The organism is Pseudoxanthomonas sp. J31, assembly GCF_000510725.1.
Classification (GTDB): Bacteria; Pseudomonadota; Gammaproteobacteria; order Xanthomonadales; family Xanthomonadaceae; genus Pseudoxanthomonas.
Map to the genome: position 1 here is coordinate 116,872 of NZ_KI783312.1, position 25,698 is coordinate 142,569.

General features: G+C 72.2%; 23 protein-coding genes. 8 read left to right on the plus strand and 15 right to left on the minus strand.

Annotated features, from left to right (window positions below):
- Window positions 1-5 precede the first annotated feature (5 nt).
- Genes PSEJ31_RS0114725 through mtgA form a run of 3 tightly spaced genes read right to left on the minus strand, consistent with a single transcriptional unit; the run spans window position 6 to window position 2,183 of the window.
- The gene (locus PSEJ31_RS0114725; RefSeq protein ID WP_028915894.1) at window positions 6-434 is read right to left on the minus strand and encodes a CBS domain-containing protein; all 429 of its coding nucleotides are present in this window, start codon (window positions 432-434) and stop codon (window positions 6-8) included.
- Window positions 394-1,419, minus strand: a complete 1,026-nt coding sequence (locus tag PSEJ31_RS0114730) for a glycosyltransferase family 2 protein (RefSeq protein ID WP_028915895.1) — start codon at window positions 1,417-1,419, stop codon at window positions 394-396. The genes PSEJ31_RS0114725 and PSEJ31_RS0114730 overlap by 41 nt, the downstream gene beginning before the upstream one ends.
- 32 nt (window positions 1,420-1,451) lie before the next feature.
- Complete coding sequence (gene mtgA / locus PSEJ31_RS0114735; RefSeq protein WP_026010770.1) at window positions 1,452-2,183, minus strand: monofunctional biosynthetic peptidoglycan transglycosylase; 732 nt, start codon at window positions 2,181-2,183, stop codon at window positions 1,452-1,454.
- Between the two features lie 107 nt (window positions 2,184-2,290).
- On the opposite strand from mtgA, the gene PSEJ31_RS0114740 reads away from it, so the two are divergent.
- Window positions 2,291-3,214 (plus strand): Hsp33 family molecular chaperone HslO, encoded by a 924-nt coding sequence (locus PSEJ31_RS0114740; RefSeq protein ID WP_019399823.1) that lies wholly within the window; start codon window positions 2,291-2,293, stop codon window positions 3,212-3,214.
- A gap of 137 nt (window positions 3,215-3,351) precedes the next feature.
- Window positions 3,352-4,233 carry a hypothetical protein gene (locus PSEJ31_RS0114745; RefSeq protein WP_019399822.1) on the plus strand — a complete coding sequence of 294 codons (882 nt, stop codon included), beginning with the start codon at window positions 3,352-3,354 and terminating at the stop codon, window positions 4,231-4,233.
- 259 nt (window positions 4,234-4,492) lie between these two features.
- Here PSEJ31_RS0114745 and PSEJ31_RS0114750 read toward each other — a convergent pair whose 3' ends face one another.
- The 6 genes from PSEJ31_RS0114750 to PSEJ31_RS0114775 form a co-directional block, all read right to left on the minus strand.
- Window positions 4,493-5,725: an ABC transporter permease gene (locus PSEJ31_RS0114750; RefSeq protein ID WP_019399821.1), complete on the minus strand. Its 1,233-nt coding sequence runs from the start codon at window positions 5,723-5,725 to the stop codon at window positions 4,493-4,495.
- Window positions 5,722-6,459, minus strand: coding sequence for an ABC transporter ATP-binding protein (locus PSEJ31_RS0114755; protein WP_028915896.1), 738 nt, complete (start codon window positions 6,457-6,459; stop codon window positions 5,722-5,724). The genes PSEJ31_RS0114750 and PSEJ31_RS0114755 overlap by 4 nt, the downstream gene beginning before the upstream one ends.
- Window positions 6,456-7,979 carry an efflux RND transporter periplasmic adaptor subunit gene (locus PSEJ31_RS0114760; RefSeq protein ID WP_028915897.1) on the minus strand — a complete coding sequence of 508 codons (1,524 nt, stop codon included), beginning with the start codon at window positions 7,977-7,979 and terminating at the stop codon, window positions 6,456-6,458. Before PSEJ31_RS0114760 ends, PSEJ31_RS0114755 begins: the two co-directional genes overlap by 4 nt.
- 75 nt (window positions 7,980-8,054) lie before the next feature.
- Window positions 8,055-9,365, minus strand: coding sequence for a HAMP domain-containing sensor histidine kinase (locus PSEJ31_RS0114765; RefSeq protein ID WP_019399818.1), 1,311 nt, complete (start codon window positions 9,363-9,365; stop codon window positions 8,055-8,057).
- A 156-nt stretch (window positions 9,366-9,521) separates the two neighbouring features.
- Complete coding sequence (locus tag PSEJ31_RS0114770; protein ID WP_026010766.1) at window positions 9,522-10,238, minus strand: response regulator transcription factor; 717 nt, start codon at window positions 10,236-10,238, stop codon at window positions 9,522-9,524.
- An 81-nt stretch (window positions 10,239-10,319) separates the two neighbouring features.
- Window positions 10,320-10,973, minus strand: a complete 654-nt coding sequence (locus tag PSEJ31_RS0114775; protein WP_026010765.1) for an arylesterase — start codon at window positions 10,971-10,973, stop codon at window positions 10,320-10,322.
- A gap of 63 nt (window positions 10,974-11,036) precedes the next feature.
- Between PSEJ31_RS0114775 and PSEJ31_RS0114780 the strand changes: the two genes are divergently transcribed.
- The 3 genes from PSEJ31_RS0114780 (at window position 11,037) to PSEJ31_RS0114790 (ending at window position 14,632) form a co-directional block, all read left to right on the plus strand.
- Complete coding sequence (locus PSEJ31_RS0114780; protein ID WP_232211037.1) at window positions 11,037-11,699, plus strand: ATP-binding cassette domain-containing protein; 663 nt, start codon at window positions 11,037-11,039, stop codon at window positions 11,697-11,699.
- Entirely contained in the window at window positions 11,696-14,182 is a 2,487-nt protein-coding gene (locus PSEJ31_RS0114785) for an FtsX-like permease family protein (RefSeq protein WP_028915899.1), read from the plus strand. Before PSEJ31_RS0114780 ends, PSEJ31_RS0114785 begins: the two co-directional genes overlap by 4 nt.
- 75 nt (window positions 14,183-14,257) lie before the next feature.
- A complete protein-coding gene (locus tag PSEJ31_RS0114790) occupies window positions 14,258-14,632 on the plus strand; it encodes a DMT family protein (protein WP_028915900.1) in 375 nt (124 codons plus the stop codon).
- A gap of 16 nt (window positions 14,633-14,648) precedes the next feature.
- Here the strand turns inward: PSEJ31_RS0114790 and PSEJ31_RS0114795 are convergent, their stop codons facing one another.
- The 5 genes from PSEJ31_RS0114795 to PSEJ31_RS0114815 form a co-directional block, all read right to left on the minus strand.
- Window positions 14,649-14,972 carry a YnfA family protein gene (locus tag PSEJ31_RS0114795; protein ID WP_028915901.1) on the minus strand — a complete coding sequence of 108 codons (324 nt, stop codon included), beginning with the start codon at window positions 14,970-14,972 and terminating at the stop codon, window positions 14,649-14,651.
- Window positions 14,969-15,793: a nucleoside triphosphate pyrophosphohydrolase gene (gene mazG / locus PSEJ31_RS0114800; RefSeq protein ID WP_019399811.1), complete on the minus strand. Its 825-nt coding sequence runs from the start codon at window positions 15,791-15,793 to the stop codon at window positions 14,969-14,971. The genes PSEJ31_RS0114795 and mazG overlap by 4 nt, the downstream gene beginning before the upstream one ends.
- 557 nt (window positions 15,794-16,350) lie before the next feature.
- Window positions 16,351-17,526 (minus strand): phosphoglycerate kinase, encoded by a 1,176-nt coding sequence (locus PSEJ31_RS0114805; RefSeq protein WP_026010763.1) that lies wholly within the window; start codon window positions 17,524-17,526, stop codon window positions 16,351-16,353.
- 100 nt (window positions 17,527-17,626) lie between these two features.
- Window positions 17,627-18,997, minus strand: a complete 1,371-nt coding sequence (locus PSEJ31_RS0114810; protein WP_037035351.1) for a DUF3999 domain-containing protein — start codon at window positions 18,995-18,997, stop codon at window positions 17,627-17,629.
- Window positions 18,994-21,609, minus strand: coding sequence for a DUF2339 domain-containing protein (locus tag PSEJ31_RS0114815; protein ID WP_028915902.1), 2,616 nt, complete (start codon window positions 21,607-21,609; stop codon window positions 18,994-18,996). Before PSEJ31_RS0114815 ends, PSEJ31_RS0114810 begins: the two co-directional genes overlap by 4 nt.
- 155 nt (window positions 21,610-21,764) lie before the next feature.
- On the opposite strand from PSEJ31_RS0114815, the gene PSEJ31_RS0114820 reads away from it, so the two are divergent.
- Window positions 21,765-22,841, plus strand: a complete 1,077-nt coding sequence (locus PSEJ31_RS0114820) for a methyl-accepting chemotaxis protein (protein WP_028915903.1) — start codon at window positions 21,765-21,767, stop codon at window positions 22,839-22,841.
- A 73-nt stretch (window positions 22,842-22,914) separates the two neighbouring features.
- Here PSEJ31_RS0114820 and gap read toward each other — a convergent pair whose 3' ends face one another.
- Window positions 22,915-23,919, minus strand: a complete 1,005-nt coding sequence (gap, locus tag PSEJ31_RS0114825) for a type I glyceraldehyde-3-phosphate dehydrogenase (RefSeq protein WP_019399806.1) — start codon at window positions 23,917-23,919, stop codon at window positions 22,915-22,917.
- A gap of 182 nt (window positions 23,920-24,101) precedes the next feature.
- Here gap and PSEJ31_RS0114830 point away from each other — a divergent pair, with 182 nt between their 5' ends.
- Window positions 24,102-24,725 carry an OmpW family outer membrane protein gene (locus tag PSEJ31_RS0114830; protein WP_019399805.1) on the plus strand — a complete coding sequence of 208 codons (624 nt, stop codon included), beginning with the start codon at window positions 24,102-24,104 and terminating at the stop codon, window positions 24,723-24,725.
- Between the two features lie 62 nt (window positions 24,726-24,787).
- Window positions 24,788-25,642, plus strand: coding sequence for a S1/P1 nuclease (locus PSEJ31_RS0114835; protein ID WP_156924958.1), 855 nt, complete (start codon window positions 24,788-24,790; stop codon window positions 25,640-25,642).
- The last annotated feature ends 56 nt before the right edge of the window (window positions 25,643-25,698 follow it).

Consider the following 25,698-nt stretch of genomic DNA (forward strand, 5'->3'; position numbering starts at 1 on the left):
CGCGCTCAGCCTGCGATGTAGCGCTGCAGCTGCTCCAGTTCGACCTGCTGGTCGGCGATCACCGCCTTGACCAGGTCGCCGATCGAGATCACCCCGGTCACCCGGCCCTGCTCGACCACCGGCAGATGGCGGATGCGGCGCTCGGTAACCAGCTGCATGCAGGCCGGCACCGGGGTGTCGGGCCTGACCGTGACCACGTCGCCGGTCATGATCGCGCTGACCGGGGTATCGGCCGAGGAACGGCCCTGCAGCACGATCTTGCGCGCGTAGTCGCGCTCGGAAAGGATCCCGGCCAGCTCGTCGCCACGCATCACCAGCACCGCGCCGATCGACTTCTCCGCCATCAGCCGCACCGCCTCGATCACCGGCGCGTCGGGGGTTACGGCGAATACCTCAGCCGGCTTCTCCGCCAGCAGTTGACGTACCGTGCGCATGGGCGCCTCCGTCCGCGGACTGTGGGGCCGAGGATACTCCCGCCGGCGCGTGCCAGGCGTCGACCAGGTACAGCGGCCGTTGCTTGGCCTCCTCGTACAGCCGGCCCAGGTACTCGCCGATGGTGCCCAGCGCGATCAGCTGCACGCCGCCGAGGAACAGGATCACCACCATCATCGTCGGCCAGCCGGCCACCCGGTCGCCCCACACCAGGGTCTTGAACACCACCACGATCCCGGCGAAGAACGCCACCAGCGCGGTGAGCAGGCCCAGGTAGGTGGCGATCCGCAGCGGCGCGGTGGAGAAGCTGGTGATGCCTTCCAGGGCGAAGTTCCACAGCCGCCACAGCCCGAACTTGCTGCGCCCGGCCACGCGCGCGCCGCGCCGGTACGGCAGGGCCACGCGGCGATAGCCGACCCAGCCGAACAGCCCCTTCATGAAGCGGTGGCGTTCGCGCAGCTGGCGCAGCGCGGCCAGCACGCGCGGCGACAGCAGGCGATAGTCGCCGGTGTCGGCCGGCACCGGGGTGTGCGACAGGCGCCCGATCACGCGGTAGAACGCGGCGGCGGTGCCGCGCCGCAGCCAGCTGTCGCCCTCGCGCGCGACCCGGGTGCCGTAGACGTCGTCGTAGCCCTCGCGCCAGCGCGCGACGAACTCGGGGATCAGCTCCGGCGGATCCTGGCCGTCGGCGTCGAGGATCATGGCCGCGCCCTCGGTGACCTGGTCCAGCCCGGCGGTCAGCGCGATCTCCTTGCCGAAGTTGCGCGACAGCCGCAGCAGCGCCACCTCCGGGTCGGCGGCGGCGATCTCCTGCAGCCGCTGCCAGGTGGCGTCGCGGCTGCCGTCGTCCACGTACAGGATGCGGCTGGCCACGCCCTCCAGCCCGTCCAGGGCACGGCGGATGCGCGGGTGCAGCAACGGCAGCGAGTCGGCTTCGTTGAAGCACGCCACCACCACGGTCAACAGGTCATGCCGCTGGTTGTCCATCCTGCCCATCGTACAGGCCCGCGCGGCGTGGCTCAGTCCAGCCGTTCCAGGTAGGCGGGGCCGCCGAGCTGGCGCACCTGGCGCTGGATCCACGCCGCGCGCCGCTGCACGTAGGGGCCGGGGCGCACGGCGTTGTAGCGGCGCGGCGAGGGCAGCACCGCGGCCAGGCGCGCGCACTCGCCTGGCGACAGGCGCGAGGCGTCCTTGCGCCAGTAGCTGCGCGCGGCGGCCTGGGCGCCGTAGATGCCATCGCCGAACTCGGCGATGTTGACGTAGACCTCCAGGATCCGGCGCTTGGGCCACAGCGCCTCGATCAGCACCGTGTACCAGGCCTCCAGGCCCTTGCGCACCCAGCTGCGGCCCTGCCACAGGAACAGGTTCTTGGCCACCTGCTGGCTGATGGTGCTGGCGCCGCGCACCCGGCGGCCGCGCGCGTTGTTCTCCATCGCCTTCTCGATCGCGTCCAGGTCGAAGCCCCGGTGGCGGGCGAAGTTCTGGTCCTCGGCCGCGATCACCGACATCGGCAGCGCCGGGGCGATGTGCTCCAGGTCGCGCCAGTCGTAGGCCACCCGGAAGTCCCGTTCGCCCGCGCGCCAGGCCTCGGCCTGGCGGGCCAGCATGAAGGCCGAGGCCGGCGGGTCGATGAAGCGCAGCAGCGCCACCTGGGCCGTGGTCGCGGCCACGAACAGCACCGGCAGCCACAGCAGCACGCGCAGCCAGCGACGGCGCCTGCGGCGGGGCGGATTGGAGGCGGGCTCGGCGATGGCGGCGGTTCCGGTGACGCGGTGGATGCGCGGCGCGATGGTAGCGGCTCCGGCGTGAGCGTCCAGCACCGCTTGGAAACCGCGGCCGCCGGCCGCATTGTGTGGCGATGGATACCAACAGCCCCTCCCCCGTCCCCGCCGCCGGCGACCTGCGCGGCCGCTTCCTCCTGCCGGCCGCCGGCGTTCGCGGCGTCTACGTGCGCCTGGCCGGCAGCTGGCGCGAACTGCTGTCCCATGCCGCCTACCCGTCCGGCGCCACCGCGCTGCTGGGCGAGGCGGTGGCCGCCGCGGCGCTGTTCACCAGCCATGTGAAGGTCGACGGCCGGCTGTCGGTGCAGCTGCGCGCCAGCGGCCCGCTGCGCTCACTGTTCGCCGAGTGCACCGCCGCCGGCACCGTGCGCGGCATCGCCCGCCTGGAGGATGGGGCCGACGCCCCGCGCGCGCCCTCGCAGCTGGGCGAGGACGCGCTGCTGGCAGTCACCGTGGAGAACCCCGGGCTGGACCCGCGCGAACCGCTGCGCTACCAGAGCCTGGTGGCCCTGGGCGGCGCCGAGTCCCTGGCCGAGGCCTTCGAGGACTACTTCCGCCAGTCCGAGCAGCTGCCCACCCGCCTGCTGCTGGCCGCCGACGGCGAGCACGCCGCCGGCCTGATGCTGCAGAAGCTGCCCGGCGAGGAAGGCGACGCCGACGCCTGGAACCGCGTCGGCGCCCTGTTCGAGACCCTGGGCGAGGCCGAGCTGCTGGCGACCCCGCCGCGGCTGCTGGTGCACCGCCTGTTCCACGAGGAAGACCCCCAGCTGCTGGAGGAGCACGCGGTCGCCTTCGGCTGCTCCTGCTCGGTGGAGCGGGTGGAGGGCATGCTGCGCAGCCTGGGCGAGGAGGAGTTCCGGGCGGCCGCCGCGGCCACCGGCCAGGTCGACGTCCGCTGCGAATTCTGCGGCCGCGAGTACCACTTCCCCCTGGACCGGATTGGGGTATTGTTTGGGTCGCCGGCGCAGCCCAACGCACCGGCGCCGGAGCGCCTGCAGTAAGGGCATGGCGCCGCTCCACCGACGAGCTGGCTGTCCACGGGGAGGAACGGCGCTTGTTAATCATTCGTAAAGCCCATACGATGCAGGCTCTGACCGCACGGGAACTCCCGTGCCGTCCGCTGGTCTGAAAGGAAGCCATGTCCCTGCGCCGTCCGCCCCTGCTGGCCCTTGCCCTGTCCGCGCTGATCGCGGCGGCGGGCGCGCATGGCCAGGTGCGGGCGGGTTCCGAGCAGGCCGTGCTGCCGGTGTGGAACAAGGGCAGCGGCAAGGTCGAGGCCCTGCTGCTGCTGGAGCCGGCGCGTGGCAACCGCCCCGGTTCGCCGGGTTCGACCTGGCGCTTCGGCAGCGAGTCGCTGGACGCGGCCTTCGGCCTCGGCGCCGGCGACTCGCTGGGCCTGCTGTGCAGCAATACCAGCGGCACCAGCGTGAACAGCCTCGCCAGCAGCTGCCTGCTGGCCTCCCTGGGCAACGACCACGAGGCCAGTGGCCGCCGCCTGTCGGCCAGCGCCAGCGTCGGCCGCCAGGGCAACCGCCTCGGCGTGGCCGCCGGGACCGTGCGCGATGCCTCCCTGCCGGGCTGGCTGTCGGCCGAAGCCTCCGGCACCCCGCTGGCCGGTGCCGGCAAGCTCGAGCAGAACGACCTGCAGGTGTTCGGCCAGAAGGACATCGGCAGCGAGGCCTACGTCTCCATCGCCGGCACTTATGCGCGCGCGCGTCTGGTACCGGTAACCGAAGCGCCGGGCCTGGCCCATCGCTGGGACAGCAAGTCGCTGAGCGTGGGCGGCGGCTACGGCCCGTTCAGCGCCAACATCATCGGCCGCGTGGTCGAGGTCAACGGCCAGCCGGGCAACAAGTGGGAAGGCCTGGGCCTGGGCCTGACCTGGCGCACGCCATGGAGCGGCCAGCTCACCGTCGGCGCCGAGAACGTGGTCACCCGCGGCAAGAACCCGTTCGCCCCGTCCAACCTCGACGCCGAGGAAGGCACCGTCCCCTACGTGCGCTACGAGCAGGGCCTGTGACCTGCTGAGCGGGCAGTTGGCGCCACGGCGGCGCGGCGCGCAGGCTCCCGGCGCACGCAACCATCGATCCATTCCTTCCCTGTCCGGATGACCGGCACGTCCGCGTGCGCGATCGGCTGCGGACCTGCCGCACGCACGTCCGGGGTGCCCGGCGCGCATCCGCATGCCGATGCGTGCCCCTGCCCCGGCGTCCGCCGGTCGCCTCACGGAAGAAGCCGGCCATCGCGCTGCGATGGCCGGCTGTGGACTGCGTTCCGGGTTACTGCCGCAGCGCCTCGATCGGGTCCAGCTGCGAGGCCTTGCGTGCCGGGTAGTAGCCGAAGAACAGCCCGGTGGCCACCGAGAACGCCGCGGCCAGGGTGATCACCTTGCCGTTGAGCTGGATCGGCAGGTCGGTGTTGAAGTGCCCGACCAGCAACGCGCCGGCGATGCCGAACAGGATGCCCAGCAGGCCGCCGCCCAGCGACAGCAGCATGGCCTCGGCCAGGAACTGCCGGCGCACGTCCGAAGGACCGGCGCCCACCGCCAGGCGCAGGCCGATTTCCTTGATCCGCTCGGTCACCGACACCAGCATGATGTTCATGATGCCGATGCCGCCGACGACCAGCGAGATCGTCGCCACCGCGCCAAGCAGCCAGGACATCTGCCGGGTGGTCTCGTTGCGGGTGGCCACCAGCTGCGACACGTTGCGCACCTGGAAGTCGTCGGCCGCGCCCGGGTCGATGCGGTGGCGCTGGCGCAGCAGCGACTCCACCTCGCCCTGCACGTAGGCCAGGTCGTCGGCATGGGCCACGGTCAGCGAGATGTCCATCACCGCGCCTGGCGGCAGGCCCATGGCGCCCATCAGGCGGCGGCGCGCGGTCTCCAGCGGCACCATCACCACGTCGTCCTGGTCGCGGCCGAAGCCGCTCATGCCCTTGGGCCTGAGGGTGCCGACCACGGTGAAGTTGGTGCGGCCGATGCGCACCGTCTCGCCGATGCCGGTGCCGGCGCCGAACAGCTCGCGGCGCACGGTCTCGCCCAGCAGCACCACCTTGTCGCCGTTGAAGTGCTGCGGCTCGAACGCGCTGCCGCTGGCGACCTGCCAGCCGTTGATCTGCAGGAAGTCCGGCTGGATGCCCTGCCAGCTGGTGGACCAGTTGTTCTCCGCGTACACGATCTGGCTGCTGCCGCGCAGCGAGGCGGAGACCAGCTGCACCTCGGGGATCTCCTCGCGGATCGCCTCGGCATCGCCCTCGGTGAGGGTGTAGAAGCTGCTGGCGCTCATGCGCACGCCGCCCATGGCGCGCTGCACCTGCGGGCCGATGTCCAGCTTCTGCGCGCCCAGGCCGGCGAGCTGGCGCTCGATCTCCGCCTGGGTGCCCTGCCCGACCGACACCATCACGATCACCGCGGCGATGCCGATGATCACGCCCAGCGAGGTCAGCGCGCTGCGCATCCAGTTGCCGCGCAGCGCGAAGACCGCGGTGCGCAGGATGTCCATGAAGGTCATGGGCCCACCTCCTCGTGCGTGGCCTCGTGCAGCTGGCCGTCGCGCATCACGCAGATGCGGTCGGCATGGCGGGCGACGTGCGCGTCGTGGGTGATCAGGACCACGGTGTGGCCTTCGTCGCGCAGGCGCTTGAACAGGGCCAGGATTTCCTCGCCGGTGCGGCTGTCCAGCGCGCCGGTGGGCTCGTCGGCCAGCAGCAGCGGCGGGTTGTTGATCAGCGCGCGGGCGATCGCCACGCGCTGCTGCTGGCCGCCGGACAACTCGTTGGGACGATGGTCCACGCGCGTACCCAGGCCCACCGCCTCGAGCGCCGCGCGCGCCCGCTCGTGGCGTTCGGCCACAGGCACGCGGGCATAGCCCAGCGGCATGGCCACGTTCTCCAGCGCGGTCATGCGCGGCAGCAGGTGGAAGCCCTGGAACACGAAGCCGATCTTCTCCCGGCGCAGGGTCGCCAGTTCCTCCGCGTCCAGGGTGGACACGTCCACCCCGTCGCACAGGTACTGGCCGCCGCTGGGCGTGTCCAGGCAGCCGATCAGGTTCATCAGCGTGGACTTGCCCGAGCCCGACGGTCCCATGATCGCCAGGAACTCGCCGGGCATCACCACCAGGTCCACGTCGCGCAGGGCCGCGACCTCGGCTTCGGTGCCGGGCGAGTACACCTTGCGCAGGCCCCGGGTCTGGATCACCGGCGTGGCCGCCGGGGCGGCGGCCGCGCTCGCGCTCACGGCGTTCATCGCGCCGCCGCCCGTTCGCCGGTGACCAGCAGGTCGCCTTCCGTGACGTTGCCTGAGATCTCGGTGATGCTGCCGTCGCTGGCGCCCAGGCGCACCATCACCGGCACCGGCTTGCCGCCCTCCAGGCGGTACACGGTGGCGCGGCGCGCGCCGGCGAGGTTGGCCAGTTCGCGTTCCACGGCCTCGCGCTGGGCGGGCTGCAGGGTGGCGAAGAAGCCGGCGAAATCCTGCTGGAAGCGCTCGAGCATGCGCTGGCGCATCTGCCCGCCGGCGTTGGCCTGCTGCTGGCGGGCGCCGCCCATCATCATCATCGGCGGGCCGCCGGCGCCCGGGCGCTGCTGCGGCGTGGCCTGGCGCGAGGCCTCCATCGCTTTGCGCATTTCCTCCTGGCGCTGGCGCGCGGCGGCCAGGTCGGCCTCGAACGCGCTCTTCTGCGCCGGGGCCAGGTCCATGCCGGCCACGAACGCTGCCAGGTCCTCGAGCATGCCGGCGCCGCGCGGGCCGCGTCCCGGGGCCGCGGCGGCGGCGGGCTGGTCGGCCGGCTTGTAGCGCAGCGCGGCGTTGGACACCTTGAGCACGTCGTCGCGGCGGCTGACTTCGATCTCGGCGTTGACGGTCAGGCCCGGCAGCAGGGTGCCGTCGCTGTTGTCCACGCTCACCACCACCGGGTAGGTCACCACGTTGTTGTTGGTGGTCGCCGCCAGGCGCACCTGCTGCACCTCGCCACGGAACTGGCGGTCGGGGAAGGCGTCGACGGTGAAGCTCACGCGCTGGCCGGGCTTGACCTGGCCGATGTCGGCCTCGTCCACCGACAGCTCGATCTTCATCTTCGACAGGTCCTCGGCGATGGTGAACAGCTCCGGGGCCTGCAGGCTGGCGGCCACGGTCTGGCCGGGCTCGATGCTGCGGGTCAGGACCACGCCATTGACCGGCGAGCGGATCACGGTGCGCTCCAGGTTGACCCGGGTGGTCTCGGTGGAGGCGGCCTGCTGCCGGATCTGGGCCTGGGCCGAGGCGACCTGGGCCCGGGCCTGGTCCAGCGCCGCCTTGGCCAGGTCCACGTCGCTGCGCGCGATCAGCTGGCGCTCGACCAGGGCGGCCTTGCGCTGGTAGTCGGCCTCGGCGTTGGCCAGGGCGGCCTGGGCCTGGCGCAGGCTGGCCTGGGCGCTGGCGACCTGGGCATTGCCCTGGGCGATCTGCGCCTCGTAGGTCTTCGGGTCGATCCGGGCCAGCACCTGGCCCTCGGTCACCCGGTCGTTGTAGTCGACCAGCACCTCCAGCACCTGGCCGGAAATCTGGCTGCCCACGGTCACGGTCGAGGTGGCGCTGAGGGTGCCGGTTGAGGAGATGGCCACGCGGATGTTGCCGCGCTCCACCGGCGCGGTGCGCCACGCCGCTTCGGCGTCGCGGCTCGCGCCCCCCCAGTACCAGGCAGCGCCTCCGAGGAGGGCCAGGACGAGCACGCCGCCGGCCAACGGCAGCCAGCGGGGACGGGAATTCGGACGCGAGGTTCGGCTCATGGGCGCATGGATGGGAGGACTACCCCGGTTAACGCACGACCCGGGGATCGGTTGACGCCCGCCGGTGGGAAACGTTCAGCCCTGCAGGTACGGGTCGGTGCCCGGTGGCGGCTGGCTGCTGAAGCGGACCCGGGCAGTGGTGCCGCTGTCCAGGGTGCTCTCCAGCTCGATGGTCCAGCCGAAGCGCTCGCACAGCCGGCGCACGATCGACAGGCCCAGGCCGGTGCCGACCGGGTACTCGGGGCGGGCGCGGTAGAACGGCTCGAACGCCCGCGCCAGGGCCTCGGCCGACATGCCGATGCCGGTGTCGCGCACCTGTACCAGGCCCTCGTGTACGGTGACTTCGACCAGGCCGCGGTCGGTATAGCTGCAGGCGTTGCGCAGCAGGTTGCCGAGCACCACGTGCAGCACCCGCGGCGGGGCGTAGATGCGCGGCGCGCCCTCGCAGGCCACCTGCAACTCCACCGGCTTGTCGCCCAGCAGCATGCGCGCCTTGAGCGCCTCCTCGTGGACCACCTCGCACACGTCGAACCACTCGCTCTGCGGGACCACGTCCGGCTCGCGGGCCAGGATCAGGAAGGCATCGACCACCGCCTCCATGTCGCGCCCGGCGCGCTGGATCCGGCGCAGGCTGCGCGCCAGGCGCGGCTCCAGGGTCTCGTCGGCCAGGGCCATGTCGCTGGCCACCCGGATCACGGTCAGCGGGGTGCGCAGCTCATGGCTGGCGTCGCGGGTGAAGTTGCGCTCGCGGGTCAGCTGCGCCTCGACCCGCTCGCCCAGCGCGTGCAGCGCCCCGGCCAGCTGCCGCGCCTCGCCCTGCATGTCTGCCGGCAGCCGGTCCGGCGCCAGCGCGGCGATGTCCGGCCGCCGCGGATCCCAGCGCGAGACCTGGCGCGCCAGCCAGGCCACCGGCGAGACCAGGCGCTTGGACGATTTGTAGGTAAGCCAGGTCGCGCCGTAGATCGCGAACAGCGCCAGCATCGCCGGCAGCACCGCGAACCACCAGGCCAGGCGGTTGGCCTGCTCGCGCAGGAAGGCGACGTACAACGTGCCCTGCGGCTTGCGCTCGACCCAGACCATCTGGCCTTCGGACTTGAGCTCGTGGAAGCCCGGGGCGAGCCCGCGCAGGTAGGCCGGCAACGCTTCGGCCGAGCCACCCGGCTCGACCAGGTAGGCGCGCAGCGAGAAGGTATTGGGCGGCGGCTGTGCGGCCGCGGATTCGCGCAGTTCCCAGTAGTGGCGGGCCTCCTCCTGCAGCGAACTGCGGATGAAGCTGTACTTGAACAGCGTGCCGACCACGAAGAAGGCGATCACGATCGCCAGGCTCGCCATCACCACCTGCAGGATGAAGGCGATACGGATCTTGCGGGAAAGGCCGTGGGGCATGGGGGCATTCAACACGGGACGGCGCGAGTGTAGGCCCGCGCGCATCGCCGTTCCGTGAGTGGGTGGACCGGGACCCGCGCCCCCGTGGCCAAGGCGGCCGGACAGCCGGCCGCCGTCTTGCGTTCCATTCCCCCTGTTTCCCCTTCGGCTACCTGGTCACGCGGTGACCGGCTGCGCGATGTCCGCCACCCGGTACCCGGCGCTCTGCACGGTATGCAGCAGCGGGCGGTCGAACGGCTTGTCGATCACCTTGCGCAGGTTATACAGGTGGCTGCGCAGGGTGTCCGAATCGGGCAGGCTGTTGCCCCAGATCTCGCGCTCGATCTCCTGGCGGCTGACGACCCTGGGCGACTCGCGCATCAGGATGGTCAGCAGCTTCAGGCCGATCGGCGACAGCTGCAGCTCCACGCCGCCGCGGGTCACGCGCATGCTGACCGGATCCAGCACCAGGTCGGCCACGGTCAGCACCTCCGAGCCCACCTGGCGGCGCTCGCGCCGGATCAGCGCGCGCAGGCGCGCCTCCAGCTCCTGGATCGCGAACGGCTTGGTGAGGTAGTCGTCGGCGCCGTGGCCGAGGCCGGTGAGCTTGTCGTCCAGGGTGTCGCGCGCGGTCAGCATCAGCACCGGCGTCGACTTGCGCGCATCGCTGCGCAGCCGGCGGCAGACCTCGATGCCGTCCAGGCGCGGCAGCATCAGGTCAAGCACCACCGCGTCGTAGCTGTTCTCGGCCGCCAGCCGGTAGCCGTCCAGTCCGTCGGCGGCGTAGTCGACTTCGAAGCCACGGCTTTCCAGGTATTCCCCGATCATCTCGGAGATGTTGCGGTTGTCCTCGACGACCAGCACCAGCCCTGAGGTTTCTTTGCCCTGACGCATGTTTCGGACGCTCCGTATCGGGTTTTCAGCTTTGTGAAACATGCCGCAGCCCCGGTGGATGGGGCGTGAAGGCGGCGACCGCTACAGCAACGGCCGCAGCGCCGGCCAGACATTGTCCAGCAGCCGCGGCTGGGCCGCGGCGGTGGGGTGCAGGCCGTCAGCCTGCATCAGCCCTTCCTCCAGGGCCACGCCCTCCAGGAAGAACGGGACCAGGGCCACGCCCTGGCGCTGGGCCAGGCCCTCGTAGGTGCGGCGCAGGCGCTCGCGGTAGGCCGGGCCGTAGTTGGGCGGGACGTCGATGCCCAGCAGCAGCACCCGGGCGCCGGCGGCGGTGCCAAGCTCGACCATGCGCCGCAGGTTGGCCTCCAGCTGGGCCGGGGCCAGGCCGCGCAGGGCGTCGTTGCCGCCCAGCTCGATCACCAGCACCGAAGGACGGTGTTTTTCCAGCAGCGCAGGCAGGCGGGTCAGGGCGCCGGCGCTGGTCTCGCCACTGATGCTGGCGTTGACCACCGGCCGTGCCAGGGACGGCTCGGCCTGCAGCTTCCGCTCCAGCAGGCTGACCCAGCCGGTGCCTCTGGGTATGTTGTGCTCTGCGCTGAGGCTGTCACCGACCACCAGCACCGGGCCCCTGGCCCGGGCCTGCGGCGCGGCCAGCAGCGGACCTGGCAGCAGCAGCGCCGCCAGCAGGACCGCCAGCGCGCGGCCCATGGCCGTCCCCCACCTGAACTTGCGCATCCGGAGCCTCCCATCGATACCCAGACCCTGACCAGCATAGCCAGCGCCATCGAGGTCCGCGGCGTGGGCAAGTCCGCGGCCGGCCCCGAGGGCGAGGTCCGCATTCTCGACAGCGTCGACCTGACCGTGGCTGAAGGCGACAGCGTCGCCATCGTCGGCGCCTCCGGCTCGGGCAAGACCACCCTGCTGGGCCTGCTGGCCGGGCTGGACCTGCCCACCCGCGGCAGCATCGCCCTCGCCGGCCAGCGCCTGGACCAGCTGGACGAGGAAGCCCGCGCCGCGCTGCGCGCGCGCGAGGTCGGCTTCGTGTTCCAGAGTTTCCACCTGCTGCCCTCGCTGACCGCCGAGGAGAACGTGGCCCTGCCACTGGAACTGGCCGGGCGCGAGGATCCGGCGCGGGTGGCCGAGGTGCTGGCCGCGGTCGGCCTGGAGCACCGCCGCCGGCACCATCCGCGGCAGCTTTCCGGCGGCGAGCAGCAGCGCGTGGCCCTGGCCCGCGCCTTCGTTGCCAGGCCGCGGATCCTGTTCGCCGACGAGCCCACCGGCAACCTCGACCAGGCCACCGGCCAGCACGTCAGCCAGCTGCTGTTCGAGCTCAACCGCAGCAACCGCACCACCCTGGTCATGGTGACCCACGACCTGGCCCTGGCACGGCGCTGCCACCACGTCTACCGGCTCGACCGCGGCCGCCTGGTGCGGCTGGACGAAGGCGGGGAAGGCGCATGAACGTGCTGCGCCACGCGGCGCGCTCGCTGCGCCGCGAGTTCCTTTCCGGCGACCTGCTGACCCTGTTCGCCGCGCTGGTGCTGGGCGTGGCGGCGATGACCGCGGTCGGCACCCTGGTCGACCGGGTCACCCTGGCGCTGGCCTCCAGCGCGGCCGAGGTGGTCGGCGGCGACCTGGGCGTGCAGGGACGCACCGACCCGCCCGCCGAATTCACCGCCGAAGCGCGCGCGCGTGGCCTGGCGGTCGCGCGTCTGGTGACCTTCCCCAGCGTGCTGTTCCATGGCGATTCCAGCCAGATGGCCACGATCAAGGGCGTGGACGGTGCCCATCCGCTGCGCGGCCGCCTGCGCGTGGCGAGCGATACGGCAGGCCTGCAGGTTGCCGATGCCGGCGGCCCACCGCCGGGCGAGGCCTATGCCGATCCGCGCATCCTGGCCGGCCTGGGCGTGGAGGTGGGCGACAGCATCGAGCTGGGCAGCAGCCAGGTGCGCATCACCCGCGTGCTGTTGTCCGAACCGGATGCCTCCGGCGGGCTGATGGAGATGGCGCCGCCGCTGCTGGTGCACCGCGACGACGTCGAGGCCGCCGGCCTGCTCGGCCCAGGCAGCCGCGCCGGCTACCGGCTGATGTTCGCCGGCCCGCCGGCGGCGATCGCGGGCATGCGCGAATGGCTGCAACCGCGCCTGCAGCCCGGCCAGCGCCTGGTCGGGGTGGAGGACGCGCAGCAGGGCCTGCGCAATGCCTTCGACCGCGCCGGCCGCTTCCTCGCCCTGGCCGCGCTGCTGGCAGTGCTGCTGGCCAGCGTGGCCACCGCGCTGGCCGCCAACCGCTTTGCCCTGCGCCGGGTGGACGCGGTGGCGATCCTGCGCTGCCTCGGCGCGCGCCAGCGCGACATCCTCGCTTCGCTCGCCCTGCAGCTGGTGCTGCTGGCGATCCCGGCCTGCGTGCTGGGGGTTGGCCTGGGCATGCTGGCCCAGGTCGCCCTGGTCGAGGCGCTGGGCAGCCTGGTGCCCGCGCGCCTGCCCCTGCCACAGGCCACGCCGATGCTGGCCGGCGCCGGCATCGGCCTGCTGATCCTGCTCGGCTTCGGCCTGCCGCCGCTGCTGCGCCTGCGCGGGGTGCCGCCGATGCGCGTGCTCAACCGCAGCTTCGCCGCGCTGCCGGCTACTTCCCTGCTGGCCTACCTGGCGGCGCTGGCAGCCACCGTCGCGCTGGCCGTGTACGCCACCGGGGACGTGCAGCTGGCCGCCTGGGTGCTGGGCGGGCTGGCGGTGCTTGCCCTGCTCGCGGCTGCCGCGGGCGCGAGCCTGCTGTGGCTGCTGGGCCGCCTGCAGTCGCGCCTGCACGGCCCGTGGCGGCTTGGGCTGGCCGCGCTGGCGCGACGCCGCGGCCTGGCCGTGGTGCAGCTGGTGGGCCTGTCGCTGTCGCTGTGCGCGCTGCTGCTGTTGGCGGTGGTCGGTCCCGGCCTGCTCGGACAGTGGCGGGAGCGCCTGCCGCCGGACACGCCCAACCACTTCCTGCTCAACGTGCAGCGCGACCAGGCCGAGGCGGTGGAACAGGCGCTGCGTGGAATGGGCGTGGCCGATCCGGACCTGCAGCCGTTCGGCACCGGGCGCCTGGTCGCGATCAATGGCAAGCCGCCGCAGCGGACCGCGGTGGACGAAGGCGACGACGGCAACGACGCCGACCGCCCGGTGAACTTCTCCTGGCGCCACACGTTCCCGCCGGCCAACACCCTGCTCGAAGGCGCGTTCTGGAGCGAGACCACCGACGCCGCCGAGGCCTCGATCGAACAGGGCTGGGCCGGCCGCTACGGCATCGGCCTGGGCGACAGCCTGACCCTGCAGCTGGGCGAACAGGAACGCACCTTCACCGTCACCAGCATCCGCAAGGCCGACTGGGATTCGTTCCGGGTCAACTTCTTCGTGCTGCTCAATGCAGGCGCGGTGGGCGACGCGCCGTACAACCTGATCTCCAGCTTCCACCTGCCCTCGGGACGCACCGCCGCGCTGGCGCCGGTCGTGCGCGAATTCCCGAACGTCTCGGTGCTGGAGATCGATGCACTGCTGGAGCGGGTACGCGAGGTGATCGAACGCGTGGCCCAGGCGGTGCAGCTGGTGATGGGCTTCAGCCTGGCCGCGGGCGTGCTGGTGCTGCTGGCGGCGCTGCAGGCCACGGCCGGCGAGCGTCGCTACGACAGCGCGGTGCTGCGCACCCTCGGTGCGCGCCACGGCCAGCTGCGCGGCGCGGTGCTGGTGGAGTTCGGCGCCCTGGGCCTGGCCGCGGCGCTGCTGGCGGTATCGGCCGCCGCGGTGATCGGCGTGCTGGTCTCGCGCCAGCTGTTCGAGCTGGCACTGTCGCCACCGTGGCCCGCGCTGCTGGCCGGCGGCGCGATCGGCATCGCGCTGAGCCTGGTGGCCGGCTGGTCGGGCACCCGCGCCATCCTGCGCACGCTGCCGATGCTGGCGTTGCGCCAGTACTGAGGCCACTGCCGCGGCCCGCCCGGGCCGCGGCGGTGGATTATCCTGCGCGCCTCATCCCTGCCCTGCGGCCCGACGATGCCCGCCCTGCCCCTGTCGAACTACCTCGTCCCGGTGCTGTTGCTGCTGGCCAGCAACGTGTTCATGACCTTCGCCTGGTACGGCCACCTCAAGTACAAGAGCGCGCCGCTGTTCATGGCGATCGTGGCCAGCTGGGGCATCGCCTTCTTCGAGTACAGCCTGATGGTCCCGGCCAACCGCATGGGCAGCGGGGTGTACTCGGTGGTCCAGCTCAAGACCATCCAGGAGATCATCACCCTGGTGGTGTTTGCCGGCTTCTCGGCCTGGTACCTGGGCCAGCCGCTGAAGTGGAACCACTACGCGGCCTTCGCCCTGATCGTGGGCGCGGCCTTCCTGGTGTTCTACGACGGCGGCAGCGCGGCCTCGCACTGAACCGCATGCGGCGTACTCAGGCCTGCCTGGGCGCGAACATGATCACCGCCATCCCGGCCAGGCACAGGGCCACGCCCAGCAGGTCCCAGCGGGTGGGGCGCACGCCGTCCACCGCCCACAGCCAGGCCAGCGCGGTGCCGATGTAGACCCCTCCATAGGCGGCGTACACGCGCCCGGTGGCCGTCGGATGCAGGGTCAGCAGCCAGGCGAAGACCGCCAGGCTCAGTGCCGCCGGCAGCAGCAGCCAGGCGCTACCGTCATTGCGCAGCCATGACCACACCAGCCAGCAGCCGAGGATCTCGGCGATGGCGGTGGCCACGAACAGCGCGAAGGTGGTCACGCCGCCCCCGCGCCCTCGCGTTCGGCCTGCTTGACCTGTTGCCACAGCGCTTCCTGTTGCTCCAGGGTGAGGGTCGGCAGCGGCGTGCCGGCGGCCGCGGCCAGTGCCTCCATCGCGCGGAAGCGGCGTTCGAACTTGTGGTTCGCGCGGCGCAGCGCGGCGCCCGGATCGACCTTGGCGTGCCGGGCGACGTTGGCGGCGACGAACAGCAGGTCGCCGATCTCGTCCTCCAGGCGCTCGCGGTTGGCGGCCACGTCGCCGCGCGCGAACTCGGCGCGCACCTCGGCGATCTCCTCCTGCAGCTTCTCCAGCACCGGCTCCGGGCCGGGCCAGTCGAAGCCGGTGCGCGCGGCGCGCGACTGCAGCTTCACCGCGCGCTGCCATTCCGGCAGGCCGCGGGAGATGCCGGCCAGGGCCGAGGTGTCCTGCTCGCCGGCGGCTTGGCGCTCGGCGCGCTTGATCGCCTCCCAGTTGAGGGTCTGCTCCTCGGCATCGGCGAAGCTGGCCTCGCCGAACACGTGCGGGTGGCGGCGCACCATCTTGTCGCTGATCGCGTTGGCCACGTCGTCGAACGCGAACGCGCCCTGTTCGGCGGCCATCTGCGCATGGAACACCACCTGCAGCAGCAGGTCGCCCAGTTCGTCCTTCAGCGCGGCCAGGTCCTTGCGGTCGATCGCGTCGGCGACTTCGTACGCCTCCTCGATGGTGTACGGGGCGATGGTGGAGAAATCCTGTTCCAGGTCCCAGGGACAGCCGCCCTGCGGGTCGCGCAGGCGGGCCATGATCGCCAGCAGGCGGTCGATTGGTCGTTCGGTAGGCATGGCGCGAACTCTAGCAGGGAACCTGGCCGGCTCCAGCTCCAGCTCCAGCTCCAGCAACAGCAAGAGCAAGAGCAAGGGCAAGGGCGCTGGCTTCGGAGGGGGCCGCCGCATCCACGCATGCCGGTGCACCGCGCGGACGGACGTCCTGTCCGTACGCGCGGCCGTGGCACGTCCATGTGCCACTTGCCCCGGCATGCGCGGATACGGCGTCCTCGGTGAGCGTCAGGTCGGCCAGCTTCGTTGACGCCCGGTCAAGTTCCGCAGGCCTGGCGAGACCGTAGGCGCCATTTGGCCAGGAGTGGCCGGGCCAAGCCCCCCGAAGCGCCAGCAGGACCTGCCAGGCCGGGCAGGCCTTGGCCGCGGTAGCGGGTGCGCGCATGGACGTGCGCCCGGGCGACCACCGCAGGCCTGGCCTGTCGCGGCGCCGTCCGAAGCTACGCGCCCGGAGAACGCATTCGGCGGGAGCAGCGGATAAAAAGTCCGGTGCGCAAAAGGAAAAGCCGGCGCCTTCGCGGCGCCGGCTTCCGGTCACAGGGGGCGCTGGGTCGCGCCAGGCCTCAGCCGCCGCGCGCCTGCAGGGCGGCCACGGCCGGCAGGGTCTTGCCTTCCAGGAACTCGAGGAAGGCGCCGCCGCCGGTGGAGATGTAGCTGACGTCCTTTTCGATGCCGTACTTGTCCACCGCCGCCAGGGTGTCGCCGCCGCCGGCGATGGAGAACGCCTTCGATTCGGCGATGGCGCGGGCCAGGGTCTCGGTGCCCTTGCCGAAGGCATCGAACTCGAACACGCCCACCGGGCCGTTCCAGACCACGGTGCCGGCGGACTTGATGAGCCCGGCGTACTGCGCGGCGGTCTGCGGGCCGATGTCCAGGATCATGTCCTCGGCGCCGACCTGGTCGACCGGCTTGACCGTGGCCGGGGCGTCGGCGGCGAACGCCGGGGCCACCACCACGTCCACCGGCAACGGGATCTGCGCGCCGCGCGCCTGGGCATCGGCGGCGATCTTCTTCGCCGTCTCCAGCAGGTCGGCCTCGTACAGCGACTTGCCGACGTTGTAGCCGGCCGCGGCGATGAAGGTGTTGGCGATGCCGCCGCCGACGATCAGCTGGTCGACCTTGCCGACCAGGTTGGTCAGCAGCTCCAGCTTGGTCGAGACCTTGCTGCCGGCGACGATGGCCAGCAGCGGGCGCGCCGGGTTGTCCAGCGCCTTGGCCAGTGCATCCAGCTCGGCCATCAGCAGCGGCCCGCCGGCGGCCACCGGGGCGAAGCGGATCACGCCGTGGGTCGAGGCCTGGGCGCGGTGCGCGGTGCCGAAGGCGTCCATCACGAACACGTCGCACAGCGCCGCGTACTTCCTCGCCAGCGCCTCGTCGTCCTTGCCCTCGCCGACGTTCATGCGGCAGTTCTCCAGCAGCACGACCTGGCCAGGCTTGACCTCGACGCCGTCGACCCAGTCCTTCACCAGCGGTACGTCCACGCCCAGCAGCTCGGACAGGCGCGCAGCCACCGGCGCCAGCGAATCAGCCTCGCTCCACTGGCCTTCCTTGGGCCGCCCCAGGTGCGAGGTGACCATCACCGCGGCGCCCTTCTCCAGTGCCAGCTTGAGCGTCGGCACCGAGGCGGTGATGCGCTGCTCGGAGGTGATGCGACCGTTGTCGATCGGCACGTTGAGATCCTGGCGGATCAGCACGCGCTTGCCGGTCAGGTCGAGGTCGGTCATCCGGATGATCGTCATGCTCACGTCTCTGTGTGGGGGATCAAGGTGGGTCGCGCCGGCGCGGCGCGCGGGTGCGGGCATTTTCCGGGACGGGACGTGGCGGCGGCAAACCCGGCGCTCAGGGCGCCCGCGGCGGCTGCCGTAGCAGGCTCATTCCCAGCAGCGCCACCAGCACCGCGCCACCGACCAGCAGCGCCCACAGCAGCCAGCTCTTCCAGTCGTGCTCGACCAGCGGCTCCAGGGCGCGCTCGCCGGCCAGCTCCTGGGCCTCGCCGGCCAGGTAGGCCGGGGCCGGCTCCCAGTCGGGGCCACGCTGGGCGCGCAGCGCGTCCAGCAGCGGCTTGATTGGCGCCTCGCCGCGCTGGCGGCGGGCACTGCCGGCGGCCAGGGTGTAGGGCGGCTGGCCCTGGGCCAGGAACACCAGTACCTCGGACCGGTAACCCAGGCGCAGCACCGGCATGCCCTCGCCCACCGGGGTCGTCGGGACCAGTCGCCAGTACCGGTCGCGCACCGCCGCGGCCAGCGTGCGCGGTTCCGAGCGCGCCCCGGCGCGGTCGTCGCCCACCTGGTAGGCAACCCAGGGGCCGGCGCGCCAGGTCCAGGAAGCGTCGGGGTCCTCGCGGCTGTACAGGGTCCACTGCACCGCGGCGTTGTCCGGCAGGCGCACGTCGGCGCGCTCCACCGGGAAGCGTCCGGGCAGGCGGAACTCGAAACCCTCCCGCCCGGCCACGCTGCGACGCTCGCCGCGCAGCTCCTGCCAATCCCACTGCAGCTGCGCCTCCGCCGGCGCCAGCTCGGCCGCGACCCCGGTAAGCTCCGGCCCGGGGCCGGCGCGCAGCGGCAGCAGGCGCAGGTAGCGGGCCTGGCCATCCAGGGCGATGCGGCCCTGGCGCAGGCGTTCGCCGCCGCGCTCCAGGTCCAGCAGGGTGGTGCTGCCGTTGAGCGTGCGCCAGCTGCGCAGGTCGTCGCTGCCCTCGACCTTGTAGCCGGCCTGCAGCGGCTGCGATGGCGTCTTCCACTCCAGCAGCAGCGCGCGCACCGGCTCGCGCACGCGGCTGGCATCGACCAGCCAGCTGCCGGCGCCGCCGGCGGGCGTACGCGCCGGGAACCCCGCCTGCACCCGGCGGATGTTGCCCTCGTCGTCGCGCTCGGCGATCAGGTGGATGTCGTTGCCGGCGCCGTCCTGCGCCGGCAACGGGAACCAGGGCAGCCCCGTGGTACGCGGCGCCTGCGCCAACGGCTGCGCCGGCGACAGCACCGCCGCGGCCACCGCCTGGCCCTGGGCGTTGAATACCTCCACGTCGCGCAGGCCGCGCTCGTGCGCCCCCAGGTACACCGCCTCGTCGAGCAGTACCCGGTAGGCCCCGGCGTTGTCCTGGCCCAGGGCCAGCGGCCACTGCCGCGCATAGTCCTGCGCCGGGGCGCTGGCCTGTGCGCCTCCGGCCAGCACGGAAACCAGCGCCAGTGCGTACCAGGATCGTTTGCTCATGCGTCCGTCTCCACGTTGTCCCCGGCGCGCGGCGGCGCCGGGGCGAGGTAGCCGACGATCATGCACAGCACGCCGTAGGCGATGAAAGACACGATGCCGGCCAGGTTGCCCAGGTGGGTGCGGTCGACCAGCACCAGCTTGGCCAGGACCACACCCATCAGCACCGCGCCGGCCAGCCACAGGCCGCGCTGGCCGCGGCGCGAACCGAGCACCCAGCCGAGCACGCCCAGCACGCTCCAGGCCACGGTCAGGCTGGTCTGGGCCAGGGCGCTGGACAGCAGGCCCGGGGTCCAGCCGATGCCACCCCAGTAATGCACGCAGCGCAGGGTGGAGGCGCTCAGCAGCAGGAAGCCGCCGCCGGCCAGCAGCGCCCCGGCATGCCTGCTGCCCAGCCAGGCCGCACCCAGGCCCAGGGTCGCCAGCTGCACCAGCTCGCCCGGGTTGAGCAGTGGCAGCCAGGGCAGCGGCGCCGGGGACAGCGGGCGCTTGAGCATCGCCAGCCAGATCGCGGCGGCGACCGCGAAACCGGACCACGACACCGGCGTGCGCATCGGTGCGGCGACCGCGGCATCGCGCGGCAGCGCCAGCCAGTCCCAGCGCCACTGCGCGAGCGCGATCAGCACCAGCCACGGCAGGGCCGCCAGCGCGAACTCCCAGCCCTGGCCGAGGCTGGCCTCGAGCGCGACCCAGCGCCCCTCCAGCGATGCCAGCAGGGCCCACAGCAGCCACCAGGCCAACTGCGCGGCGCCAGCACTGCGGCCGGCATCCAGGCGCAGGCAGGCCAGCCCACGCAGGCCCAGCAGGCCGAACACCAGCCACGCCAGCGTACCGAAGCTCCCGCCCAGCGGATGCTGGTGCCGCTCCGACTGCCAGAACAGCACCAGCGCGGCCAGCACGACCGCCGCCAGCAGGGTCTGGGCCAGCAATGCGGCCGGGCGGCGGCGATGGACTTCCGCCGCCAGCCAGCCGGTCGCGCCGGCCAGCACCAGGGCCAGGTCGGCGCGCAAGGCCGGAGCGGCGAAGCGCGCGATCTCGTGCGCGCAGTCGCCGGCCCACCACGCCGTGCCCCACAGGAAGAACAGTGCCGCCGGCACGGTCCGGCCATGGGCACGTGCCGCCCAGGCGCTGGCCCAGCCGCCCAGCGCCAGCAGGAACATGCCCATCGCCGTCGGATTGGACACGGCACGCAGGTCCCCGTGCGCATTGTCCAGCCCGAGCAGCAACGCCAACGCCGCCAACAGCTGCAGCGCCACGCCGCTGGCCTGCGGCAGCCAGCGCTGCCGGCGCAGGCCCAGCCACACCAGCCCGGCGCCCTCCAGCGCGAACACGCTGGCGGTGGCGCGCGCGCTCAGGCACAGCGGCACCGCCAGGGTGGCGAAGCCCACTGCCAGCACCGCCCAGGACTGCGCCAGCAGCTCGTAGCCGGAGCGCCACAACAGCGCCCGCGCCAGCATCGCGTACAGCACGGCCAGGCCCAGCGCGCAGAACGCCAGCGGCATGCGCTGGCCTTCCAGCAGCGCCGCCTGCAGCGAGAACGCCACCAGCGGGGTGCCGAACACCAGGCAACCGTCGACCAGGTCGCGCCGTCCCGCCGGCCGGCGCCGCGCGAACAGCAGCGGCACCACCAGGTAGAACGCGAAGAACAGGGCGAGGAACGGCTGGGTGCTGGCGTACTTCTCCGGCACGTAGGCGCTGGCGCCCCACAGGCTGCCGATGCCGAAGGTGGACGCGAAGCCAAGCAGGTTGAGCAGGCGCCAGGACCTGAACCAGGCGATCGCCACCACCGCGGCGTTGACCAGCGCGTAGTAGGAAAACAGGGCGACGTGGTTGCCGCCGCCGGTGGACAACCACACCGGCGCCAGGAAGCCGGCCAGCAGGGCGAACGCGGCCAGCGCCTGCGCGTTCTGCAGCACCGCCAGCAGGGCCGCGCCCGCGACCAGGACCACGCTCAGGGCGAACGCCGGGCCGGCGTCGACCAGGCCGTAGAGCCTGGACGACGCGAACACCACCAGCAGCAGGGTGCCGATCGCCCCGCCCTGCACGCTCAGGGCAAAGACCCGGTTGCCCTCGCGCCGGCGCCAGGCAAAGCCCAGTGCGAGCAGCGCCGCCGCGGCCACGGCGGACAGGCGCAGCGCCACCGGCAACTGCAACAGGCCCTGGTCGGAAGCGTACTTCAGCAGCGCCGCCACGCCGGCCAGCGCCACCAGCACGCCGATCTTCACCGGCACGTTGCCCACGGTGAACCAGCGCTTGACCACGCGCAGCAGCACGTTCTCCGCGGGGACGCGCGGCGCGCCCGCGTCGCCGCCGGCATGCGCCGCTGCCGTTCCGGCCGGTGGCAGCGGTGGCGGTGCCGCGGACGGGCGTAAGCCGGCCGCGGTGGACGGCACGGGCGCCGCCACGGAACCCGCCGCGGCCGCCGGTGCATGCGCGGCTTCCGCGGGTGGTGGCGAGGCCGCCATGCCCGTCGGCGCCGGCGGGCGCAGGGCGGCAAGCGCACGCTCCAGTTCCGCCACCCGCCGGCGCAGGCCGAGCACTGCAAGGCCCAGCACGCCCAGCAGCACCGGCACCGCCAGTACCGCCAACACCACCAGCACGATGATCGCTTCCAAGCTATCCCCCGTCATGGATGGGCCGCCCCTCCCCGGCAGGCGCTGCGGGCATGCTACCGGAGCGTCCTGGCTTGCCGGCGGCCCGGCTCAAGTCCGGTCGCGGCGGGCCGATGAAGCCCGGTCATCTTTCATATGAAACCGTCCCCCATCCCCGCATGAACACGCCAGCCACGCCTGCCCAGGCCAGCGTCGACGACCACATCCGTTCCGTGGCTGGCCTGTCCGGCCGCATGCTGGGCGAGCTGCGGCAATCGCTGCGGCGGATCGAGGAAATCAACCGCACCACCCTGGTGATCTCGATGAACGCGCGCGTGGAATCGGCGCGCATGGGCGCGGCCGGGCGCGGCTTCGCGGTGATCGCGCAGGAGATGGATGCGCTCTCGCGCCGGGTGGCCGAGACCGCCGGCGAGATCGACCGCCGCGCCGAGGCCACCCGCGCCGACATGCAGGCTACCCTGGCGCGGCTGGAGGACGAGGTGCGGCATACGCGCCTGGCCGGGCTGGCCCTGGTCAACATCGACCTGATCGACCGCAACCTCTACGAGCGCAGCTGCGACGTGCGCTGGTGGGCGACCGACGCGGCGGTGGTCGCGGCCGCGCGCCCGGGCGCCACCGCGGAGGAACTGGCGCACGCCTCGCGGCGCATGGGCCAGATCCTGGATTCGTACACGGTGTACTTCGACCTGGTGCTGGTCGGCCTGGACGGGTGCGTGCTGGCCAACGGCCGCCCCGGCCAGTACCGCTCCGCCGGCATGGACGTGCGCGACGCGCCCTGGTTCGAAAGCGCCAGGCGCTGCGCCAGCGGCGAGGAATTCGGCTTCCAGGAGGTGCATGCCAGTGCGCTGGCCGGCGGCGAGCGGGTGCTGGTCTACGCCTGCGGCGTGCGCGAGGGCGGACGCGTCGACGGCCGCCTGCTGGGCGTGCTCGGCATCGTGTTCCGCTGGGACGCGCTGGCGCAGACGGTGGTGCAGCGCACTCCGCTGTCGCAGCAGGAATGGACGCGCAGCCGGGCATGCATCGTCGACGGCCAGGGCCGGGTGCTGGCCGACTCGGCCGGGCGCATCCTGCAGGAGGTGATCGACTTCCCCGGGCGCGACGAACTGCTGCGCCAGCCGCTCGCGGCACGGGTGGTGGAGTTCCAGGGCCGCCCGCACTGCGTCGCGCACGCGGCCTCGCCGGGCTACGAGACCTACCGCAGCGGCTGGCACTCGCTGATCCTGCAGGCGCTCTAGGCAGCCGCCGCCGGCGCAAAAAACAAGCCCCGGCAGGGCCGGGGCTCGTCCTTTGCAGCGCTTGCGGTGCGGCTTACTTGCCGGCCACCACGCGGGCCATCTCCAGGCACTTGTTGGAGTAGCCCCACTCGTTGTCGTACCAGGCCACCAGCTTGACGAAGGTCGGGTCGAGCTGGATGCCGGCGTCGGCGTCGAAGATCGAGGTGCGGGTGTCGCCGCGGAAGTCGGTGGCCACCACCTTGTCCTCGGTGTAGCCGAGGATGCCCTTCAGCGCGCCCTCGCTCTGCGCCTTGATCTCGGCCTTGATCTCCTCGTAGGTCGCCGGCTTCTCCAGCTCGGCGGTCAGGTCGACCACCGACACGTCCGAGGTCGGCACGCGGAAGCTCATGCCGGTGAGCTTCTTGTTGAGCGAGGGGATCACCTTGCCCACCGCCTTGGCCGCGCCGGTGGAGGACGGGATGATGTTCTCGAGGATGCCGCGGCCGCCGCGCCAGTCCTTGTTGGACGGGCCGTCGACCGTCTTCTGGGTGGCGGTGGCGGCGTGCACGGTGGTCATCAGGCCGCGCTTGATGCCCCACTTGTCGTGGATCACCTTGGCCAGGGGCGCCAGGCAGTTGGTGGTGCAGCTGGCGTTGGAGATGATCGCCTCGCCGGCGTAGGTGTCGTGGTTGACGCCGTAGACGAACATCGGCGTGTCGTCCTTGGACGGGGCCGACATGATCACCTTCTTCGCGCCGGCGGCCAGGTGCTTGCCCGCGCTGTCCTTGTCCAGGAACAGGCCGGTGGACTCGATCACCACCTCGGCGCCCACCTCGTCCCACTTCAGGTTGGCCGGGTCGCGCTCCTGGGTCAGGCGGATCTTCCTGCCGTTGACGACCAGGGTGTTGCCCTCGACCTGCACCTCGCCCTTGAAGCGGCCGTGCACGGAGTCGTACTTCAGCATGTAGGCCAGGTAGTCGGGCTCCAGCAGGTCGTTGATCGCCACGATCTCGATGTCGTCGCCGAAGTTCTGCACGGCAGAACGCAGAACGTTGCGGCCGATGCGGCCGAAGCCATTGATGCCTACCTTGATCGCCATTCTGATGACTCCTGACGCCGCGCCGGGGCGCGGCCCGTGGTGGATGAAGGGGGTAATGCAGCGGATGGCCATTCTAGCGCACCGGCACCGGCGCCACCTGCGCCCGGCTTGACTGGAATCAAGGCGCGCCCCGGGGACCGGGCGGAGACTTCCCGCCACACCCAACACGCAGAGTGTTACCGATGAAACACAAGCTTCTCCCGCTGCTTGCCGCTTCCCTTGCCGCCGTCGCCGCCGCCCCGGCCTTCGCCCAGTCCGCCGGCGACTGGACCCTGGGCGTGGGCCTGCACCAGGTCGACCCGAAGTCCGACAACGGCAAGCTGGCCGACGGTACCCTGCCGCTGGCCATCGACAGCGACGCCAAGCCCAGCGTGACCTTCGAGTACTTCGTCAAGGACAACCTCGGCGTCGAGGTCCTGGGTGCGCTGCCGTTCAAGCACGAGATCGCGGTCAAGGGCGTGGGCAAGGTCGGCCAGACCAAGCACCTGCCGCCGACCATCACCCTGCAGTACCACTTCAACAGCGCCGGCAAGGTCTCGCCGCTGCTGGGCGTGGGCATCAACTACACCACCTTCTTCAGCGAGGACACCACCGGCGCCCTGGCCGGCACCAAGCTGAAGCTGGACGATTCCTTCGGCCTGGCCGCGCACGCCGGCCTGGACTTCAAGGTCAGCGAGAAGGCCTCGGTGCGCGTCGACGTGCGCTGGGCCGACATCGACACCGACGTCAAGGTCGACGGCGCCAAGCTCGGCACCGCCAACATCGACCCGCTGGTGTACGGCGCGTCCTACGTCATGAAGTTCTGAGCGACAACGCTTCCCTTGGCGGGGAAAGGCGGTGGTGCGGGACAGTCGGTTAAAGTTGGCCGATGACGTCCCGCACCGCTTCCACCCGTCCGATCCGCGCCCGGCGCCACTCCGCGTGGCTGCCGGGCTTCCTGTTGCTGCTGTCCGTGGCCCTGCCGGCGCAGGCCTGGGGACTGCTCGGCCACCGCCTGGTGGCGCGCCTGGCCGAGGAACAGCTCTCGCCGGCCGCGCGCGCCGAAGCCCAGCGCCTGCTGCGCGGCGAGCCCGAACCCGGCCTGGCCGGAATCGCCAACTGGGCCGACAACCTGCGCGGGTCCGATCCGGTGCTGGGCCGGCGCACCGCCGCCTGGCACTACGTCAACATCGGCGAGGCCGACTGCCATTACGAGCGCCAGGCCCATTGCCCCGACGGCAACTGCGTGAACGAGGCGCTCGAGGCGCAGGCGCGCATCCTCGCCGACCGTAGCCGCAGCGACGCGGAGCGCCTGCAGGCGCTGAAGTTCGTCGTGCACCTGGCCGGCGACGCGCACCAGCCGCTGCACGCCGGCTACCGCCACGACCGCGGCGGCAACAACTACCAGGTCAACTACCGCGGCAAGGGCAGCAACCTGCACTCGCTGTGGGACAGCGGCCTGCTCGCCACCCGGCGGCTGGACGAGGAGGCCTGGCTGCAGCGCCTGCGCACCCTGCCCGCGCCGGCGGTCGAACCGGTCGGCCGCCCGCCGCGCCCCGGCTTCCCGCTGCCCTGGGTCGAGCAGTCCTGCCGCACCGGCCTCGCCCCCGGGGTGTACCCGCAGGGCCACGTGGTCGACGATGCCTACGTGGACGCGCACCTGCCGACCCAGGAGGCGCAGCTGCGCCTGGGTGCGGCGCGCCTGGCCGAGGTGCTGGAAGCCACCCTGGGCGATCCCGGATAACCCGGCCGCCGCCCGGCCCGACCGCATCGCTTTCGCCGCAACCCCACCGGAGAAAC